Raw genomic sequence first — 17636 nt, 5'->3', positions numbered from 1 at the left:
TGCCCTTCTTACGCCTTGCGGCGTGCAGCGATCGCCTCGTACACCATGCCGACGAGCAGATCGTCGGCGTCCCTGCGGCCGAACTCGGCGGCGGCACGGGACATCTCGTACAACCGGTGCGGATCGGCGAGCACCGGAAGGACATTGCCCTGGACCCACGCGGGGGTGAGTTCCGCGTCGTCGACGAGCAGTCCGCCGCCGGCCTTGACCACCGGCTGGGCATTCAGCCGCTGTTCGCCGTTGCCGATCGGCAGCGGTACGTACGCGGCGGGCAGCCCGACGGCGGAGAGTTCGGCGACGGTCATCGCGCCCGCGCGGCAGAGCATCATGTCGGCCGCGGCGTACGCGAGATCCATCCGGTCCACGTAAGGTACCGGGATGTAGGGCGGCATTCCGGGCATGTTGTCCACGCGTGGCAGTTCGTTCTTCGGGCCGACCGCGTGCAGGATCTGGATGCCCGAGCGCTGGAGCACCGGAGCGATCTGCTGGATGACCTCGTTGAGGCGGCGGGCGCCCTGCGAGCCGCCGGAGACCAGCAGCGTCGGCAGGTTGGGGTCGAGGCCGAAGGCGGCGCGTGCCTCGGGGCGGACCCGGGCGCGGTCCAGGGTGGCGATGGTGTGGCGCAGCGGGATGCCGATGTAGCGGGAGTTGCGCAGCTTGCTGTCGGGCGTGGCGACGGCCACCCCCGCGGCGTACCGCGAGCCGATCTTGTTGGCCAGGCCGGGCCGGGCGTTGGCCTCGTGGACCACGATCGGCACGCCGAGGCGCTTGGCCGCCAGATAGCCGGGCAGCGCGACATAGCCGCCGAAGCCGACGACACAGTCCGCCTTCGTACGCTCCAGGATCTGCTCGGCGGCCTTGATCGTGCCGCGCAGCCGCCCGGGGACGGTGATCAGCTCAGGGGTGGGCTTGCGCGGCAGCGGAACGGCGGGAATGAGCGCCAGCTCGTAGCCCCGCTCGGGCACGAGCCTGGTCTCGAGCCCCTTCTCCGTGCCCAGGGCCGTGATACCCACGGTCGGGTCCTGCCTGCGCAGGGCGTCCGCGAGGGCGAGCGCGGGCTCGATGTGGCCGGCGGTCCCCCCACCGGCGAGTACGACATGCACCGAAATTCACCGCTCTCCGGACGGACGCATCTTGACGCGCCGCCTCATCGTTTTCCATCTCACCCCGGGCCTCCGCACGGCCAGAGCCGCCTTCGCGGCCGGGTCCTCTCGCGCGAAGGCGATCAGCAGCCCCACAGCGAACATGGTCGGCAGCAGAGCCGACCCTCCGTAGGAGAACAGCGGGAGCGGGACACCGGCGATCGGCAGCAGGCCGAGCACCGCACCGATGTTGACCACGGCCTGGGCCGTGATCCAGGTGGTCACACCTCCCGCGGCGTACCTCACGAAGGGGTCCTCCGTGCGTCCGGCCACGCGGATACCCGCATAGCCTAGAGCCGCGAACAGGGCGAGCACCGACAGCGTCCCCGCCAGACCGAGTTCCTCCCCGGCGATGGCGAAGATGAAATCGGTGTGAGGTTCGGGGAGTTGACCCCATTTTTCCACACTTGCACCGAGTCCGGAACCGAACCATCCGCCAGACGCAAGAGCATAGATGCCGTGCACAGCCTGCCAGCACTCGCCTTGGGGGCCGAGGTCGATCGCGCCGATGCAGGAGAGCCGGGACATCCGGTTCGCATTTGTCTTGATGAGCATCAGACCGACGAGGGCGGCGATGCCGAGCACGCCCGCGAACAGCCGGGTCGGCGCTCCCGCCAGCCACAGCAGACCGAAGAGGATAGCGGTGAGGATGATCGCCGTACCCATGTCGCCGCCGAGCATGATCAGGCCGAGCAGCAGGAAGGCGACCGGGACGAGCGGGACCAGCATGTGCTTCCACTGGGTGAGCAGCCGCTTGTCCTGCTTGCGGGCCAGCAGGTCGGCGCCCCACAGGATCAGCGCCAGCTTGCCGAACTCGCTGGGCTGGAGCTGGAAGGGGCCGCCCAGATAGATCCAGTTCTGGTTGCCGTTGACCGCGTGCCCTATCCCGGGGATCTGGACGAGCACCATCAGGAAGACGGCGCCCATGAGCAGCGGGTAGGACAGGGCCCGGTGGAGCTTGGCGGGCATCCGGGACGCGACCAGCAGCAGACCGGTGCCGATGGCCGCGGCGAGGAACTGCTTGCGGAAGAAGTACGAGGCCGGGAGCGACAGCTCCAGCGCCTTGATCATCGAGGCGGAGTAGACCATCACCAGGCCGAGCACGGTGATCAGCAGGCTGCTGCCGAGGATCAGGTAGTACGCGGTCAGCGGGCGATCCCAGGCGCGGCGTGCCTGCTCGTACAGCCTTCGGGCGCCCCTGCTGCTGGGCGGGCGGGAGACGCTCGGCCTGCGAGTGAGGGCGGGGCTCCGCCCCGGGCGCCTCGCCTCGATCGCCTCAGAGGCTCCCTTGGAGCCCGTCCGGCGGCTCCGGACTCGCCCGGAGGGGGCGGCGTCGGTGTCATCGGCCGGCATGGTCGCTGTCCCCTCCAGTCGTGCCTGGCGCGGGGGTGTGGCCGGTCAGGCGCGCTCGGCGGGGAGTTCACGGACCGCGTCCGCGAACGCCTCGCCTCGCTTGTTGTAGTTGGCGAACATGTCCATCGACGCACAGGCCGGGGCCAGCAGAACCGTGTCCCCGGGACGGGCCAGCCGCGCCGCTTCCCGGACCGCCGCCGACATCGCCCCAGTGTCTGTCCGGTCGAGGTCGACGACCGGGACCTCGGGGGCGTGTCGCGCGAGGGCTTCGCGGATCAGGGCGCGGTCCGCCCCGATCAGGACGACGCCGCGCAGCCGCTGTGCCGACTTCGTGACGAGCTCGTCGAAGGTCGCCCCCTTGGCCAGTCCGCCCGCGATCCACACGATCGGGTCGTAGGCGGCCAGGGAGGCTTCCGCGGCATGGGTGTTGGTGGCCTTGGAGTCGTCGATGTACGCGACACCAGCGACGTCCGCGACCTTCTCGATGCGGTGCGGGTCGGGCCGGAAGCTGCGCAGTCCGTCGCGTACGGCCGCGGGTGCGACACCGTACGCACGGGCCAGCGCCGCCGCCGCAAGGGCGTTGGCGATGTTGTGCGGGGCGGGCGGGCTGACGTCCCCGACCTCGGCGAGCTCCTGGGCCTGCTTGTGCCGGTTGTCGACGAAGGCGCGGTCGACCAGGATCCCGTCCACGACGCCGAGTTGGGAGGGTCCGGGCGTGCCGAGAGTGAAGCCGATGGCCCGGCAGCCCTCCTCGACGTCGGCCTCGCGCACCAGGTCCTCGGTCGCCTTGTCGGCGGCGTTGTAGACGCAGGCGACCGTGTTGCCCTCGTAGATGCGGCCCTTGTCGGCGGCGTACGCCTCCATCGAGCCGTGCCAGTCGAGGTGGTCCGGCGCCAGGTTGAGCACGACGGCGGAGTGGGCGCGCAGCGAAGGCGCCCAGTGCAGCTGGTAGCTGGAGAGTTCGACGGCGAGGACGTCGTACGTCGTGTCGCCGAGAACCGCGTCAAGGAGCGAGACGCCGATGTTGCCGACGGCCGCGGTGCGCAGACCCGCTGCTTCGAGGATCGAGGCGAGCATCCGCACGGTCGTGGTCTTGCCGTTGGTGCCGGTGACCGCGAGCCAGGGCGCGGCGTCGGGACCGCGCAGCCGCCAGGCCAGTTCGACATCGCCCCAGACGGGTACGTCCGCCTCGGCCGCGGCCAGGAAGAGCGGCTTGTCCGGCTTCCAGCCGGGGGTGGTGACGATGAGCTCGGTGCCCTCGGGCAGGGTCGCCCCGTCGCCGAGGCGGACGGTGATCGACTCCGCCTCCAGTTCGGCGGCCTGGGCGCGCGAGCGCTCGTCGTCCCCGTCGTTGACGACGGTGACGACGGCGCCCAGACCGTGGAGCACGCGGGCGGCCGGGATCCCGGAGACTCCGAGACCCGCGACGGTGACCCGCTTGCCCTGCCAGTCCTGCGCACTCACTTGTCGGCCGCCCAGCCCGCGTAGAAGAGCCCCAGACCCACGATGACGCACATGCCCTGGATGATCCAGAAGCGGACCACCACAAGGACTTCGGACCACCCCTTGAGTTCGAAGTGGTGCTGGAGCGGTGCCATCCTGAAGACCCGCTTACCGGTCATCTTGAAGGAACCGACCTGGATGACCACGGACATGGTGATCAGGACGAACAGCCCGCCGAGCAGGGCGAGCAGCAACTCCGTACGGGAGCAGATCGCCAGGCCCGCGAGCGCACCGCCGAGGGCGAGCGAGCCGGTGTCGCCCATGAAGATCTTGGCGGGCGAGGTGTTCCACCACAGGAAGCCGAAGCAGGAGCCCATCAGGGCGGAGGCGACGACGGCGAGATCGAGCGGATCCCGCACTTCGAAGCAGGCGTTGGGGTTGGTGAGTGTCACCGCGTTGGCGCAGGACTCCTGGAACTGCCAGAGCCCGATGAAGGTGTACGCGCCGAAGACCATCACCGAGGCGCCCGTGGCCAGGCCGTCCAGACCGTCGGTGAGATTCACGCCGTTGGACATCGCGAGAATCATGAACAGCGCCCAGACCACGAAGATCACCGGGCCGATCGACCAGCCGAAGTCCGTGATGAACGACAGCTTGGTGGATGCGGGGGTCTGGTTGCGGGCGTCGGCGAACTGCAGTGACAGCACGGCGAAGGCGATGCCGACGATCAGCTGTCCGGCCATCTTCGCCTTGGCCCGCAGACCGAGCGAGCGCTGCTTGACGATCTTGATGTAGTCGTCCAGGAAGCCGACCAGGCCCATGCCCGCCATCAGGAAGAGCACCAGCACGCCCGAGAACCTCGGGTCCTCGCCGGTGATCACCTTGGACAGCGCGTACGCGATCAGTGTGGCGAGGATGAAGGAGATGCCGCCCATGGTGGGCGTCCCCTTCTTGCTGCCGTGGCTGCGCGGGCCGTCGTCCCGGATGAACTGCCCGTACCCCTTGCGGGCCAGGAGTTTGATCAGCAGCGGGGTACCGACCAGGGTCAGAAAGAGCCCGATGGCTCCCGCGAAGAGGATCTGCCTCATCGGCCGGTGACCTCGCCCTCGGTCGTGGTCTCGAGCAGCGCCTGGGCGACCCGCTCGAGCCCGACCGACCTGGAAGCCTTCACCAGCACGACGTCTCCCGGACGCAGTTCACTGCGCAACAGGTCGACCGCCGCCTGCGCGTCGGACACGTGCACCGACTCCTCACCCCACGAACCCTCGTTATATGCGCCCAGTTGAAGCCAGGACGCTTCCCTGCCCCCGACTGCGACAAGCTTGCTGACGTTGAGCCGGACGGCGAGCCGCCCGACCGCGTCGTGCTCGGCGAGCGCTTCGCCACCGAGCTCGGCCATCTGACCGAGCACCGCCCACGTCCGCCGCCCCTGGCCCATGGCCGCGAGCGCACGCAGCGCGGCTCTCATGGACTCGGGGTTCGCGTTGTAGGCGTCGTTGACGACCGTCACGCCGTCCGGACGCTCGGTGACCTCCATGCGCCACCGCGAGAGGGTGCCGGCCTCGGAGAGCGCCAGGGCGATCTCGTCGACGGACATGCCCAGCTCATGGGCGACGGCGGCCGCGGCGAGCGCGTTCGACACGTGGTGCTCACCGTACAGCCGCATGGTCACGTCACTGCACCCGGTGGGGGTGTGGAGTGTGAAGGCAGGCTGTCCTTGCCGGGTGAGCCGGACATTCTCGGCACGTACGTCCGCGTCCGCGGCTTCTCCGAAGAGGATCACGCGGGCCTTGGTGCGGGACGCCATGGCGCGTACGAGGGGGTCGTCGGCGTTGAGGACGGCCACGCCGCCCGCATCGGCCGGGGGCAGGCTCTCGACGATCTCGCCCTTGGCCTCGGCGATCTGCTCGCGGCCGCCGAACTCGCCGATGTGGGCGGTGCCGACGTTCAGTACGAGAGAGACCTTCGGCGGGACCAGGCCGGTGAGATAGCGGATGTCGCCGATGTAGCGGGCGCCCATCTCGAGGACGAGATGCTCGGTGTCCTCGGCGGCCCGCAGCGCGGTCAGCGGCAGACCGATCTCGTTGTTCAGATTGCCCGCCGGGTAGACCGTGGGGCCCTTGCGCTGAAGGACCTGGGCGATGAGGTCCTTGGTGCTGGTCTTGCCTGAGGAACCGGTGAGCGCGACGGTCGTGGCGCCGAGGCGTTCGACGACGGAGCGCGCGAGGGCGCCGAGCGCGGCGGTCACGTCGGGCACGACGATCGCGGGTACGCCGACGGGGCGGGTGGCCAGCACGGCGACCGCGCCTGCCGCCGCGGCCCGCTCGGCGTAGTCGTGGCCGTCGACCTTCTCACCTGCGAAGGCGGCGAAAAGGGCGCCGGGCTGCACCGCGCGGGAGTCGATGACGACGGGACCGGTGACCCGCAGGTCCGGATCCGGTATGTCGTACGACTGCCCGCCGACGATTTCGGCGATCTCGGCGAGGGAGAGGGCGATCACTGCTTCATCCCACTGTTCGAAGAGCTTGCGGCGTTCTCGATGGCCGCGCGCAGGACCTGGCGGTCGTCGAAGGGGCGGACCACTCCGGCGATGTCCTGGCCCTGTTCATGGCCCTTGCCGGCGACCAGCACGGTGTCGCCGGGCTGTGCACGGGCAACGGCCGCGGCGATGGCGGCGGCCCGGTCGGCCTCGACCAGGACGTCCCCGCGTTCGTGGATCGGAACCTCGGCCGCCCCGGCGAGCATCGCGGCCAGGATCGCGAGGGGATCCTCGGAGCGTGGGTTGTCGGAGGTCAGTACGGCGGTGTCGGCGAGGCGTGCGGCGGCGGCGCCCATCGGGCCGCGCTTGGTCCGGTCCCGGTCGCCGCCGCAGCCGAGGACGATGTGCACCTTGCCCTCGGTGACCTTGCGCAGGGAGCGCAGGACCGATTCGACGGCGTCCGTCTTGTGGGCGTAGTCGACGACGGCGAGATACGGCTGGCCCGCGTCCACACGCTCGAGGCGGCCCGGTACGCCGGGGACGGCGGCGATGCCGTCGGCGGCGGTCTGCGGGTCGATCCCGGCGACGGCGAGGGTGACCACGGCGGCCAGGGTGTTGGCGACGTTGAACGGCCCGGGCAGCGGGGCCTGTGCACGGATCCGCTCGCCCGCCGGGCCGACCGCCGTGAACGCGGAGCCTACCGCGCTGACTTCGACGTCCTCGGCCCGCCAGTCGGCGTCCGGGTGACCCTCGGCGGAGAAGCTGGTGACCGGTACGGACGCCTCCTTGAGGAGCCTGCGGCCGTACTCGTCGTCGAAGTTCACGACCCCGAGCCTGCTGCGCTTCGGCGTGAACAGCTGCGCCTTCGCCTGGAAGTAGTCCTCCATGCCGGAGTGGAATTCCATGTGCTCGGGGCTGAGGTTGTTGAAGACGGCGACGTCGAAGACGCAGCCGTCGACCCGGCCGAGTACGAGGGCGTGGCTGGAGACCTCCATGGCGACCGACTGGACGCCGCGTTCGCGCATGACGGCGAACAGGGCCTGGAGGTCGGTTGCTTCCGGGGTGGTGCGCTCGGACTTGATGCGCTCGCCGCCGATCCGCATCTCGACCGTACCGATCAGACCCGTGCTGTGGCCGGCCGCTCTGAGCCCGCCCTCGACGAGGTATGCCGAGGTGGTCTTGCCGGAGGTGCCGGTGATGCCGATCTGCAGCAGGCCGTCGCCGGGATGCCCGTAGATCTCGGCGGCGAGGGCGCCCATGCGGCCGCGCGGGTCGTCGGTGACCAGGACCGGCAGGCCGGTCGCGGCGGCGCGCTCGGCGCCCGCCGGGTCGGTGAGCACCGCGGCCGCCCCCAGGTCCGCCGCCTGGGCGGCGAAGTCGGCGCCGTGGAAGCGGGCACCGGGCAGGGCCGCGTACACATCGCCGGGGCGTACCGCCCGGGAGTCGTGGGTGATGCCGGTGACCTCACCGGGGCCGGGGCTCTTCACACCCAGCTCGGCGGCCAGCTCCCCCAGGGATGTCGGGCGGGGCCGGTCCGGACGGGGCGCTCCCGGCTGTTTGGCGGGGGCGTCCTGCTGGGCGGTTCGGTACTGATCAGCGTGCGACACGGCGGTGAGCGTACCGGGCGCACCCGGCCCGCGGCTAAATGAGGGGGCCTCGCGCACGGACGGGTCCGGCGGGTTCCCGGAATCGGAGGTGATGGTTGTCACTGGTGGTTCCTCCGGGGTCACTCGCCGGCCTGGAAGGTGACGGGCAGCCGGGCGGGGGCGGCGCCGGTCGGTGCGACCTGGAGGGTCTTGAGCGCGAACTCCATGACCTTCTGGTAGATCGGGCCGCAGATCTGGCCGCCGAAGTAGCTGCCCTTGGTCGGGTTCTGGATGGCGCAGTAAACGGTGATACGGGGTTTGTCGGAGGGCGCGAAGCCCGCGAATGAGGCGGTGTAGCCCTTGTAGCGGCCCAGTTCCGGATCGACCCGGTTGGCCGTTCCGGTCTTGCCCGCGACGCGGTAGCCGGGGATACGGGCCTTGGTGCCGGTGCCCTCCTCGTCGCCGACGACCGACTCCAGCATGGTGGCCAGCGTTCTGGCCGTCTGCTCGCTGACGACGCGGGTCCTGCCGGGAGCGGGCGCCGGGGTGAAGCGTCCGTCGGGCCCCTTGGTGCCGCGGATCAGGGTGGGCTCGATGCGTACGCCGCCGTTGGCGATCGTCGAGTAGACGGAGGCCGCCTGCATGGCATTGAGCGAGAGTCCCTGGCCGAAGGGGATCGTGTACTGCTGCGAGGTGGACCACTTCTGCGGCGTGGCGAGGATGCCGGGCGTCTCGCCCGGATAGCCGAGCCCGCTGGGGCTGCCGATGCCGAATTTGCGCAGATACGAGTAGAGGACCTGGTTGGCGGCGGGCTGGGTCTTGCCGAGCTGGCCGGCCGCCAGGATGGTGCCGATGTTGCTGGACTTGGCCAGTACGCCGTTGAGCGTGAGGTTCCAGGTGGGGTGGTCGATGTCGTCCTTGAAGAGCCGGTCGCCGCGGTGCAGCCGGTTGGGGACGACGACATGGGTGGCGGGGGTCGCGGCCTTCTCCTCCAGCACGGCGGCCATGGACATGACCTTGGCGGTCGAGCCCGGTTCGTAGGCGTCCTGGAGCGCGGCGTTGCCCATGGCGGCCGAGTTGGCCTGCGTGAGGTCGTTGGGGTCGAAGCCCGGTGCATTGGCCATGGCGAGCACCTCGCCGGTCTGGGTGTTCTGCACTATCACGTAGCCGCGGTCGGCCCTGGACTTCGTCACCTGCTCGCTGATGGCCTTCTGAGCCGCCCACTGGATGTCGCGGTCGATGGTCAGCTCGATGTCGGAGCCGGGGACGGCGGGGACTTCGCGGGAGCCCGCGGTGGGGACGCGCCGGCCGCCGGACTGGGCGTAGGTGATCTCGCCGTCCTTGCCGGCCAGCGCCTTGTCGAGCATGGACTCCACGCCGCCGCCTCCGCGGCCCTCGGCGTTGACGTAACCCAGTATCCCGGCGGCGAGGTCGCCGTTGGGGTAGATGCGCTTGCTGCTCGGCTCCTGGAAGACACCGCCGATCACATTGGCGCCGGGGCCCCCCTTGGCCCTGTCCGTCCTGGCCTTCTCGGCGAAGACGGACTTGAGGTCCTTGATCTGGTTCCAGACCTGGGGGGTCTGGCGGCGGGCGAGCACCGTGTAGCGGGACTTGGGGGCCTTGAGCTTCTTGGTGAGTTCGGCCGCGTCCTTGCCGAGGATCGGGGCGAGCAGCGCGGCGGCCTGTTCCGGCGCGTCGGGGGCCTTGCTGTCCTTCGGCGTGAACATCTTCGGGTCGGCGATGATGTCGTACGCGTCGACGCTGGTGGCCAGGGCGATTCCGGCCCGGTCGGTGATCTCGCCGCGCTCGGCCGTGAGCTTGTGGCTGAGGTAGCGGTTCTTCTCCGCCTTGGCGGCGTACGCGCTCGCGTCGACGGCCTGTACCTGGAGCAGGCGTACGACGAAGGCCAGCATCACCAGCGTCAGGCCGAGGCTGACCAGGCGCAGGCGAGGGCGGGGACTGCCGAGCCGGATGGCGCGCGGGGCCGGCCTGGGGCGGCGGGGCGCGGGCCGGACGGACGGTCGCCTGGCGGGTCCTGGCACCCGGCGGCGCGGTGGTTCCTTGGGCACTGCGTCACCTGCCGGGGGTCGTCGGGGTCGGCTTCGCGGACGGGGGCGACGGCTTGGTCGTCGGGCCTGTGGTGGGCGCGGGCACAGGGGCCGTGGCCGGGGACGCCGTGGGCGAGGGAGACGGGAGCGTCGGCTTGCGGATCTCCATCGGCGACGGGCCGGGCGACGGCAGCGCGGTGGCCTCGCCCGGAACGCCGCGTACCGTGCCGTCCGGATCGAGGAAGGCCGGACTGCCGCCCGGCACCATGCCCAGCTCGCGGGCCCTGCGCTCCAGTGCGCCGGGGGCGGAGCGGTCGTCCACGTCCCGCTGCAGCGCCTGCTGCTCGTCGGTGAGTTCGGTGGTCTTCCGCTTGAGCTCGCTCAGCTTGAACGAGCCTTGGTTGAGAGCGGAGTTCAGCAGCAGCAGCGTGATCAGGCCGCCGCCGAGGAGCACGACGACCAGCAGGACGAAGGGAGTACGGGCGGCGGTGCTCGGCCCCGACGGCATCAGCCTGGCGAGCCGCGCGGCCCGCCCCTTCAGCTGCTTGGCCGCTGAGTTCACACGTCCTCCCGGATGCGCTGCGCTCCCCTGAACCGCGCGGGCGCCGCACGGCGGTTCTCGGCGACCTCCTGCTCGGTGGGGAGCTCCGCACCGCGGGTCAGCAGCTTGAGCCGGGGCTGGTACTCCTCGGGGACGACCGGCAGTCCGGGTGGCGCCGTGTTGGCCGCGCCGGCCGCGAAGACCTGCTTGACCAGCCGGTCCTCCAGCGAGTGGTAGGACAGGACGGCGATACGGCCGCCGACGGCGAGTGCTTTGACGGCCGCCGGGATCGCGTGCTCCAGGACGGTCAGCTCGCCGTTCACCTCGATGCGCAGGGCCTGGAAGGTGCGCTTGGCGGGGTTGCCGCCGGTGCGCTTGGCGGCCTGCGGCAGCGCGTCGCGGATCAGCTCGACGAGCCGGGCGCTGTTGGTGAAGGGCTCCTTCTCGCGTTCGCGTACGACTGCCGAGACGATCCGCTTGGCCTGCTTCTCCTCGCCGTACATGCGCAGGATCCGCACCAGCTCACCGGGCGGGTAGGTGTTGAGGACCTCGGCCGCGCTGACGCCGGTCGTCTGGTCCATGCGCATGTCGAGCGGGGCGTCCTGGGCGTAGGCGAATCCGCGGTCGGCCTCGTCGAGCTGCATGGAGGAGACGCCGAGGTCGAACAGGATGCCCTGGACGCGGGGGATCCCCAGCCGCTCAAGGACCTGCGGCAGCTCGTCGTAGACGGCATGCACCAGGGTGGCCCGGTCACCGAAGGGGGCGAGCCGCTCGGCCGACAGCCGCAGCGCTTCGGTGTCGCGGTCGAGCGCGACCAGGCGTGCCTCGGGGAACTGCGTGAGCAGAGCCTCGCTGTGTCCGCCGAGCCCCAGGGTGCAGTCGACCACCACCGCGCCCGGCATCTGCAGGGCCGGGGCCAACAGGTCCAGGCACCGCTGGAGCATCACCGGGACGTGTCGGGTCTGACTCATGCGCCCTCTCAGGTCCGGCGCGGGGTGTACGTACTGCCGGGTCCCCGCCCGCTCAGAAGGGCCGTACGTACGCCGCACACGCGGGGAGAAAATGGAAATGTGCAGGATGGGTCCGTGAACTGCGCGTCACTTTAGTCCACGCGTCCTCCCGGTCAATCAACCGGATGGCGCGTGGCGCGCGGCACCTGGAGACACGTCGCGGATGCGGACACTTCACCCGTACGGGCGCGTCGGCTTCACACCTGTGGGTTAGCTCACAACAAGGCTCATTGATGTTCTTTGTCCCCCCTCACAGCGGGCTTCGGCCGTCTGTGCGCATTACCGTCGTCCTCATGTCGACTTCCGCGCACCACCCCGCAGAAGCAGCCCCTCCCCGTGGCACGGTCACCGACCGCCTCGTCGAGGCGAACCTGCGCTACGCCGCCGGTTTCGAGGACCCCGGGATGGACGCGCGCCCCGTACTGCGCGTGGCCGTCGTCGCCTGTATGGACGCCCGGCTCGACCTGCACGACGCGCTCGGCCTGGAGCTGGGCGACTGTCATACGATCCGCAACGCCGGCGGCGTGGTCACGGACGATGTGATCCGCTCGCTGACCATCAGCCAGCGGGCGCTCGGCACCCGCAGCGTCATACTCATCCACCACACGAACTGTGGCCTGGAAAGCCTGACGGAGGACTTCCGCCACGAGCTGGAGGACGAGGTGGGGCAGCGTCCGCCGTGGGCGGTGGAGGCCTTCCGGGATGTCGACCAGGACGTACGTCAGTCGATGCAGCGGGTGCGCACCTCGCCTTTCCTGCCGAACACCGACGACGTCCGCGGCTTCGTCTTCGACGTGACGAGCGGGCTGCTGAGGGAGATCGACCCCGCTGTGTGACCAGCAGGACACCCGGAGAAATGCGGCAACTCCGACAATTCCCACTCCTTTATCCACAGGCGAGTGACACGACGCGGTAACGGCAACAAGAATGCGGGTGTGACACCTTCCGGAACCTTCCGGAGCTGGTGTCCGTGATTCGGGGTGGGCCGGGCCGTCTGAAAGGCGCCGGCCCGTAGAACGGGCCGAGGAGGGCCGGGTGACGACCTATGACGATCGAGCGAGCCTCACAGATCTGACCACCACAGCGGAGCGGGTGCGCCGGTCGGTGGAGGGTGTGATCGAGGGCAAGCCTGAGGTCGTACGGCTTTCGCTGACCGTGCTGCTCGCCGAGGGGCATCTGCTCATCGAGGATGTGCCGGGCGTGGGCAAGACGATGCTGGCCAAGGCTCTGGCGCGGTCCATCGACTGTTCGGTGCGGCGCATCCAGTTCACGCCGGACCTGCTGCCGTCCGACATCACCGGTGTGTCGATCTTCGACCAGCAGCGGCGTGACTTCGAGTTCAAGCCGGGCGCGATCTTCGCCCAGATCGTGATCGGCGACGAGATCAACCGCGCGTCGCCCAAGACGCAGTCGGCGCTGCTGGAGTCGATGGAGGAGCGCCAGGTCACCATCGACGGCAAGACCTACGAACTGCCCAGCCCCTTCATGGTGGTGGCCACCCAGAACCCGGTGGAGATGGAGGGCACCTACCCGCTGCCGGAGGCGCAGCGCGACCGCTTCATGGCGCGCGTGTCGATCGGGTACCCCAGCGCGGACGCCGAGCTCCAGATGCTCGATGTGCACGGCGGCGTCTCGCCGCTCGACGATCTGCAGCCGGTGGCACACGCCCACGACATCGTGAAGCTCATCGACGCGGTGCGCACCGTCCATGTCGCCGACTCCGTGCGGCGGTACGCGGTGGAGCTGGTGGCGGCCACCCGCAGCCACCCGGATCTCAGACTCGGCGCCTCGCCGCGCGCCACGCTTCATCTGCTGCGGGCGGCGAAGGCATCGGCCGCGCTCAGCGGCCGTGACTACGCCCTGCCGGACGACATCCAGGCGCTGGCGGTCCAGGTGCTGGCCCACCGCCTGCTGCCCACCGCTCAGGCCCAGTTGAACCGGCGTACGGCCGAGCAGGTCGTACTGGAGATCATGCAGCGCATCCCCGTGCCCACGTCCGGCGGCGCCGAGACCTCCTATGTCCCGGGCCGGCAGGCCCAGCCGCCGCTCTACGGCCAGCAGCCCGGCGCCCGGCGGCTGTGATGTCGGCCGGGGGCCCCGCCGCCACGGAAGGCAAGGACACGGGCGGACTGCGGGCGGCCCTGGGCGGACTGACGACGCGCGGCCGTTCCTTCCTCGCGGCGGGGGTAGCCGCCGCGGTGTGCGCGTATGTCCTCGGGCAGGGTGATCTGCTGCGCGTCGGACTGCTGCTCGCGGTGCTGCCGCTGGTCTGCGTCGCCGTGCTGTACCGCACCCGCTACCGGGTGGCGGGCAGCCGGCGGCTCTCGCCCGCGCGCGTGCCCGCCGGCTCCGAGGCGCGTGTGCATCTGCGGATGGACAACGTCTCGCGGCTGCCCACCGGGCTGCTGATGCTCCAGGACCATGTGCCGTACGTGCTGGGGCCCCGGCCCCGGTTCGTACTGGACCGGGTGGAGGCGGGCGGGCGGCGTGAGGTGTCGTACCGGGTCCGCTCGGATCTGCGCGGGCGCTATCCGCTCGGCCCGCTCCAGCTGCGGCTGAGCGACCCGTTCGGGATGTGCGAGCTGACCCGTTCCTTCAGCGCTTTCGACACGCTGACCGTCATCCCGCGGACCGAGGCGCTGCCCGCCGTGCGGCTCGCAGGCGAGTCCTCGGGTTACGGCGACGGCCGCCACCGCTCGCTCGCGCTGGCGGGTGACGACGACGTGATCCCGCGCAACTACCGCTACGGCGACGATCTGCGCCGGGTCCACTGGCGCTCCACCGCGCGCTACGGCGAGCTGATGGTGCGCCGCGAGGAGCAGCCGCAGCGGGCCAGATGCACGGTGCTGCTCGACACCCGGCGCATCGCCTATGAGGGCGCGGGTCCCGACTCCGCCTTCGAGTGGGCGGTGTCCGGTGCGGCCTCCGCGCTGGTGCACATGCTGGAACGGGGCTTCTCGGTGCGGCTGTTGACGGACACCGGAAGCTCGGTGCCTGCCGAGGGCGCCGACGGCTTCGCCGGCTCGACCCAGGAGTCCGCGGATTCCGCGGGTCTGATGATGGACACGCTCGCCGTCGTCGACCACTCCGACGGAGCCGGGCTCTCGCGCTCGTACGACGTGCTGCGCGGCGGGAACGAAGGACTGCTGCTCGCGTTCTTCGGCGATCTCGACGAGGAGCAGGCGACCCTGGCCGCGCGCATGCGCCGGCGCAGCGGGGCCGCCGTCGCCTTCGTCCTGGACAGCGGGTCGTGGGTCACGGGCGGCGCGATCGAGGGTGCCGTCGAGGACCGGCTGCGGCTGCTGCGCGAGGCCGGCTGGACGGCGCTGGCCGTGCCGCCCGGGGCGCACCTCTCCGATCTGTGGCGCCAGGCGGGCCGGGAGCGCACCGAGTCCTCCGGCAGCGGTACGAACGGTTTCTCTGGGGGTTGGTCATGAGCGGTCGCGGAAGGCTGGCCCTGTGCGCCTACGCCGCCACGCTGATGGCGGCGGGAGCGATGCTGCCGCTGATCGAACCGGCAAGCTGGATGCTGCAGGCGGTGTTCCTGCTGGCCATCGTGAGCGGTGTGGGGGCGCTGGCCCGGCGCGTGCCGCTGGCCCGGCCGCTGACGGTGACGGTGCAGGCGCTCGTCCTGCTGTTGCTGCTCACCATCCTCTTCGCCCGGGGCCAGGCGATTCTCGGCGTGCTGCCGGGTCCCGATGCCTTCCAGCGATTCGGCGAGCTGCTGAACGCGGGCGGCGAGGACGTCGGGCGGTACGCCATCCCGGCACCGGCGACCGACGGCATCAGGCTGATGGTGCTCGGCGGAGTGCTGGTGATCGGCCTCGCGGTCGACGCCCTCGCGGTGACCTTCCGCAGCGCGGCCCCGGCCGGACTGCCGCTGCTCGCGCTGTACTCGGTCGCCGCCGGCCTGTCCGGTGGCGGCGCAAGCTGGCTGTGGTTCCTGCTCGCGGCCACCGGATATCTCGTGCTCCTGCTGGCCGAGGGCCGCGACCGGCTCTCGCAGTGGGGCCGGGTCTTCGGCGGTGCCGCGACCGCGCAGAGCCCCACGACGGGCAGATACATCCCCCCAGGAGGCGGCCAGGCGCTGGCACCGGTCCGCACGGGCCGCCGGATCGGCGCGCTCGCGCTGGGCGTCGCGCTCGTGGTCCCGGCGGCGCTGCCCGCACTGGACGGCGGGCTGCTGAACAGCGGGGGCAACGGGAACGGCCCCGGCCAGGGCGGCGGCACGATCTCCGCGGTGAACCCGCTGGTCTCGCTGCAGGACAGCCTCAACCAGCCCGAGGACCGCGAGGTCATCCGGTACAACACCAACACGACGCAGACCAAGGACCTCTATCTGCGGATCGTCGCGCTGGACCAGTTCGACGGGACCGCGTGGAAGACCTCGCAGCGCGACATCAGAGATGTGCCGAATCAGCTTCCCCAGGCACCCGGCCTGAGCCCGTCCGTCGCCGTCACCGAGATCAGGACGAACGTCTCGGCGGCGGGCTCGTACAAACAGAGCTGGCTGCCGCTCCCCTACCCGGCGACCAAGGTGGCGATCAACGGACGCTGGCGTTTCGAGCCCGAGGGCCGGACGCTGGTCGGCGACCGCGGTCAGGACACCCGAGGCGCGCAGTACTCCGTCACCAGCCTGATGGTGAAGCCGACGGCGGAGCAGCTGTCTTCGGCGCCGCGCGCCCCCGCCAAGCTGCTGAGTGAGTACACCAAGGTCCCCGACGCGCTGCCGGGCGACGTCAGGAACATCGCGAAGACGGTGACCAAGGGCGCCACGAACGACTACGCGCGTGCCGTCAAACTCCAGGACTGGTTCGCCGTCACGGGCGGCTTCCGGTACGACACCAAGGTGGAGTCCGGGACGGGCGCCGGCGCGATAAGCCGCTTCCTGAAGAAGAAGGAGGGCTTCTGCATCCACTTCTCCTTCTCGATGGCCGCGATGGCCAGGACGCTCGGCATACCCGCGCGGGTCGCGGTGGGGTTCACCCCCGGGTCCCCGCTCTCGGACGGCAGCATGTCCGTCGGTCTGCAGGAGGCCCACGCCTGGCCCGAGCTGTACTTCGAGGGCGTGGGGTGGACGCGGTTCGAGCCGACCCCCAGCCGGGGCACCCCGCCCGACTACACACGGCCCCAGTCGCCGAGCGGCGGCCCGAGCACCCCGGCGGAGCCCGAGGGAAGTGCCTCCGCGGAGCCCTCGACCGCGCCCTCCGAGACGGACAACTGCCCGCCGCAGGCGCGCCGTATCGGTGACTGCGGTGCTGCCGCGCCGCAAGAGGTCGCTCCGCCCACCGACCCGGGAACGCCCGCGAGTACCTGGGTGGGCCTGGGACTGGGCGTCGTGGCGCTGGTGCTGGTGCCGCTGCTGCCGATGCTGTGGCGCATCAGGACGCGGGCACGGCGGCTGCGCTCCGGCAGCGGGGCGCCTGCGGGCGCCGCGGATCCGGCGCTGGTCTCGCTGCAGAAGACCGGCGCCGACGGGCCGGTGGCCGACGCCGGGCGCGCGCTCGCGGAGGAGTCGGCCAGGACGCTGGCGACCTGGCAGGAGATCTCCGACCTGGCATGGGACCACGGCATCCTGCCGGACGAGTCGCAGACGCCGCGGAAGGCGGCTGCCCGCATCGTCCGGCTGGGCAGGCTGGAGGACGAGCCGGCGGCCGCGGTGCACCGGGTGGCCCGGGCGGTGGAGCAGGTGCTCTACGCCCCGGAGCCCCGTCCGGTTACGGGGCTCGGGGACGATGTCCAGCAGGTCCGTGCCGGGCTACGGGCAGCGGCGAGCCGAGGAACCCGTCTGCGGGCCCTCCTGGCGCCCCGCTCGTCCGTCCGGGTGGTCTGGGCTCTCTCGGCGCGCTGGACGGCGTTCACGGACCGCTGGGGCGTTCGCGCGACGGCGAGCAGGTGGGGGCTGCTGGACAAGTGGCCGGGCATCCTGCGCCGGCCGTCCCGGCAGCGGGGCTGACGGCTTCGGCCCGAACGGGCCGTCGAGTCATGGGGTCGGCGCAGGCCCGGCCACATGGCCCGGGCCCTTGCACCGGTG

General features: G+C 71.0%; 13 protein-coding genes. 4 read left to right on the top strand and 9 right to left on the bottom strand.

Going from position 1 to position 17636, the window contains the following annotated elements; all coding sequences use genetic code 11:
• Window positions 1-8 precede the first annotated feature (8 nt).
• Genes murG through rsmH form a run of 9 tightly spaced genes read right to left on the bottom strand, consistent with a single transcriptional unit; the run spans window position 9 to window position 11563 of the window.
• Window positions 9-1103 carry an undecaprenyldiphospho-muramoylpentapeptide beta-N-acetylglucosaminyltransferase gene (gene murG / locus OHA61_RS29310; RefSeq protein ID WP_266477378.1) on the bottom strand — a complete coding sequence of 365 codons (1095 nt, stop codon included), beginning with the start codon at window positions 1101-1103 and terminating at the stop codon, window positions 9-11.
• Between the two features lie 6 nt (window positions 1104-1109).
• Window positions 1110-2495, bottom strand: coding sequence for a putative lipid II flippase FtsW (gene ftsW / locus OHA61_RS29305; protein WP_406305548.1), 1386 nt, complete (start codon window positions 2493-2495; stop codon window positions 1110-1112).
• Between the two features lie 45 nt (window positions 2496-2540).
• Window positions 2541-3959, bottom strand: a complete 1419-nt coding sequence (gene murD / locus OHA61_RS29300) for a UDP-N-acetylmuramoyl-L-alanine--D-glutamate ligase (RefSeq protein ID WP_406305547.1) — start codon at window positions 3957-3959, stop codon at window positions 2541-2543.
• On the bottom strand, window positions 3956-5026 hold the full coding sequence (mraY, locus tag OHA61_RS29295) for a phospho-N-acetylmuramoyl-pentapeptide-transferase (protein WP_266477373.1): 1071 nt from the start codon (window positions 5024-5026) through the stop codon (window positions 3956-3958). The genes murD and mraY overlap by 4 nt, the downstream gene beginning before the upstream one ends.
• Window positions 5023-6438, bottom strand: a complete 1416-nt coding sequence (gene murF, locus OHA61_RS29290; RefSeq protein ID WP_406305546.1) for a UDP-N-acetylmuramoyl-tripeptide--D-alanyl-D-alanine ligase — start codon at window positions 6436-6438, stop codon at window positions 5023-5025. Before murF ends, mraY begins: the two co-directional genes overlap by 4 nt.
• Window positions 6435-8126 carry a UDP-N-acetylmuramoyl-L-alanyl-D-glutamate--2,6-diaminopimelate ligase gene (locus OHA61_RS29285; protein ID WP_406305545.1) on the bottom strand — a complete coding sequence of 564 codons (1692 nt, stop codon included), beginning with the start codon at window positions 8124-8126 and terminating at the stop codon, window positions 6435-6437. The genes murF and OHA61_RS29285 overlap by 4 nt, the downstream gene beginning before the upstream one ends.
• Window positions 8127-8143: 17 nt before the next feature.
• Window positions 8144-10072 (bottom strand): peptidoglycan D,D-transpeptidase FtsI family protein, encoded by a 1929-nt coding sequence (locus OHA61_RS29280; protein ID WP_406305544.1) that lies wholly within the window; start codon window positions 10070-10072, stop codon window positions 8144-8146.
• A 4-nt stretch (window positions 10073-10076) separates the two neighbouring features.
• Complete coding sequence (locus OHA61_RS29275; RefSeq protein ID WP_406305543.1) at window positions 10077-10613, bottom strand: cell division protein FtsL; 537 nt, start codon at window positions 10611-10613, stop codon at window positions 10077-10079.
• Window positions 10610-11563 (bottom strand): 16S rRNA (cytosine(1402)-N(4))-methyltransferase RsmH, encoded by a 954-nt coding sequence (gene rsmH, locus OHA61_RS29270; RefSeq protein ID WP_361912977.1) that lies wholly within the window; start codon window positions 11561-11563, stop codon window positions 10610-10612. Before rsmH ends, OHA61_RS29275 begins: the two co-directional genes overlap by 4 nt.
• 332 nt (window positions 11564-11895) lie before the next feature.
• On the opposite strand from rsmH, the gene OHA61_RS29265 reads away from it, so the two are divergent.
• From OHA61_RS29265 to OHA61_RS29250, 4 genes are all read left to right on the top strand, one after another.
• A complete protein-coding gene (locus tag OHA61_RS29265; RefSeq protein ID WP_324977371.1) occupies window positions 11896-12438 on the top strand; it encodes a carbonic anhydrase in 543 nt (180 codons plus the stop codon).
• 199 nt (window positions 12439-12637) lie between these two features.
• Window positions 12638-13684 (top strand): MoxR family ATPase, encoded by a 1047-nt coding sequence (locus OHA61_RS29260; protein ID WP_324977368.1) that lies wholly within the window; start codon window positions 12638-12640, stop codon window positions 13682-13684.
• Entirely contained in the window at window positions 13684-15039 is a 1356-nt protein-coding gene (locus tag OHA61_RS29255) for a DUF58 domain-containing protein (RefSeq protein WP_324977366.1), read from the top strand. Before OHA61_RS29260 ends, OHA61_RS29255 begins: the two co-directional genes overlap by 1 nt.
• A complete protein-coding gene (locus tag OHA61_RS29250) occupies window positions 15036-17558 on the top strand; it encodes a transglutaminaseTgpA domain-containing protein (protein ID WP_406305542.1) in 2523 nt (840 codons plus the stop codon). The genes OHA61_RS29255 and OHA61_RS29250 overlap by 4 nt, the downstream gene beginning before the upstream one ends.
• Window positions 17559-17636: the final 78 nt, after the last annotated feature.

This window comes from Streptomyces sp. NBC_00885 (assembly GCF_045207475.1).
Lineage (GTDB): Bacteria > Actinomycetota > Actinomycetes > Streptomycetales > Streptomycetaceae > Streptomyces.
Note: the sequence above shows the minus strand (reverse complement) of the source record. Positions and strands in the feature narration are given on the sequence as shown.

Bases quoted from the DNA above. Each gene is read 5' to 3' on its own strand.
- rsmH (WP_361912977.1), bottom strand. From the start codon at position 11,563: ATGAGTCAGACCCGACACGTCCCGGTGATGCTCCAGCGGTGCCTGGAC.
- OHA61_RS29265 (WP_324977371.1), top strand. From the start codon at position 11,896: ATGTCGACTTCCGCGCACCACCCCGCAGAAGCAGCCCCTCCCCGTGGC.
- ftsW (WP_406305548.1), bottom strand. From the start codon at position 2,495: ATGCCGGCCGATGACACCGACGCCGCCCCCTCCGGGCGAGTCCGGAGC.
- OHA61_RS29250 (WP_406305542.1), top strand. From the start codon at position 15,036: ATGAGCGGTCGCGGAAGGCTGGCCCTGTGCGCCTACGCCGCCACGCTG.
- mraY (WP_266477373.1), bottom strand. From the start codon at position 5,026: ATGAGGCAGATCCTCTTCGCGGGAGCCATCGGGCTCTTTCTGACCCTG.
- OHA61_RS29255 (WP_324977366.1), top strand. From the start codon at position 13,684: ATGTCGGCCGGGGGCCCCGCCGCCACGGAAGGCAAGGACACGGGCGGA.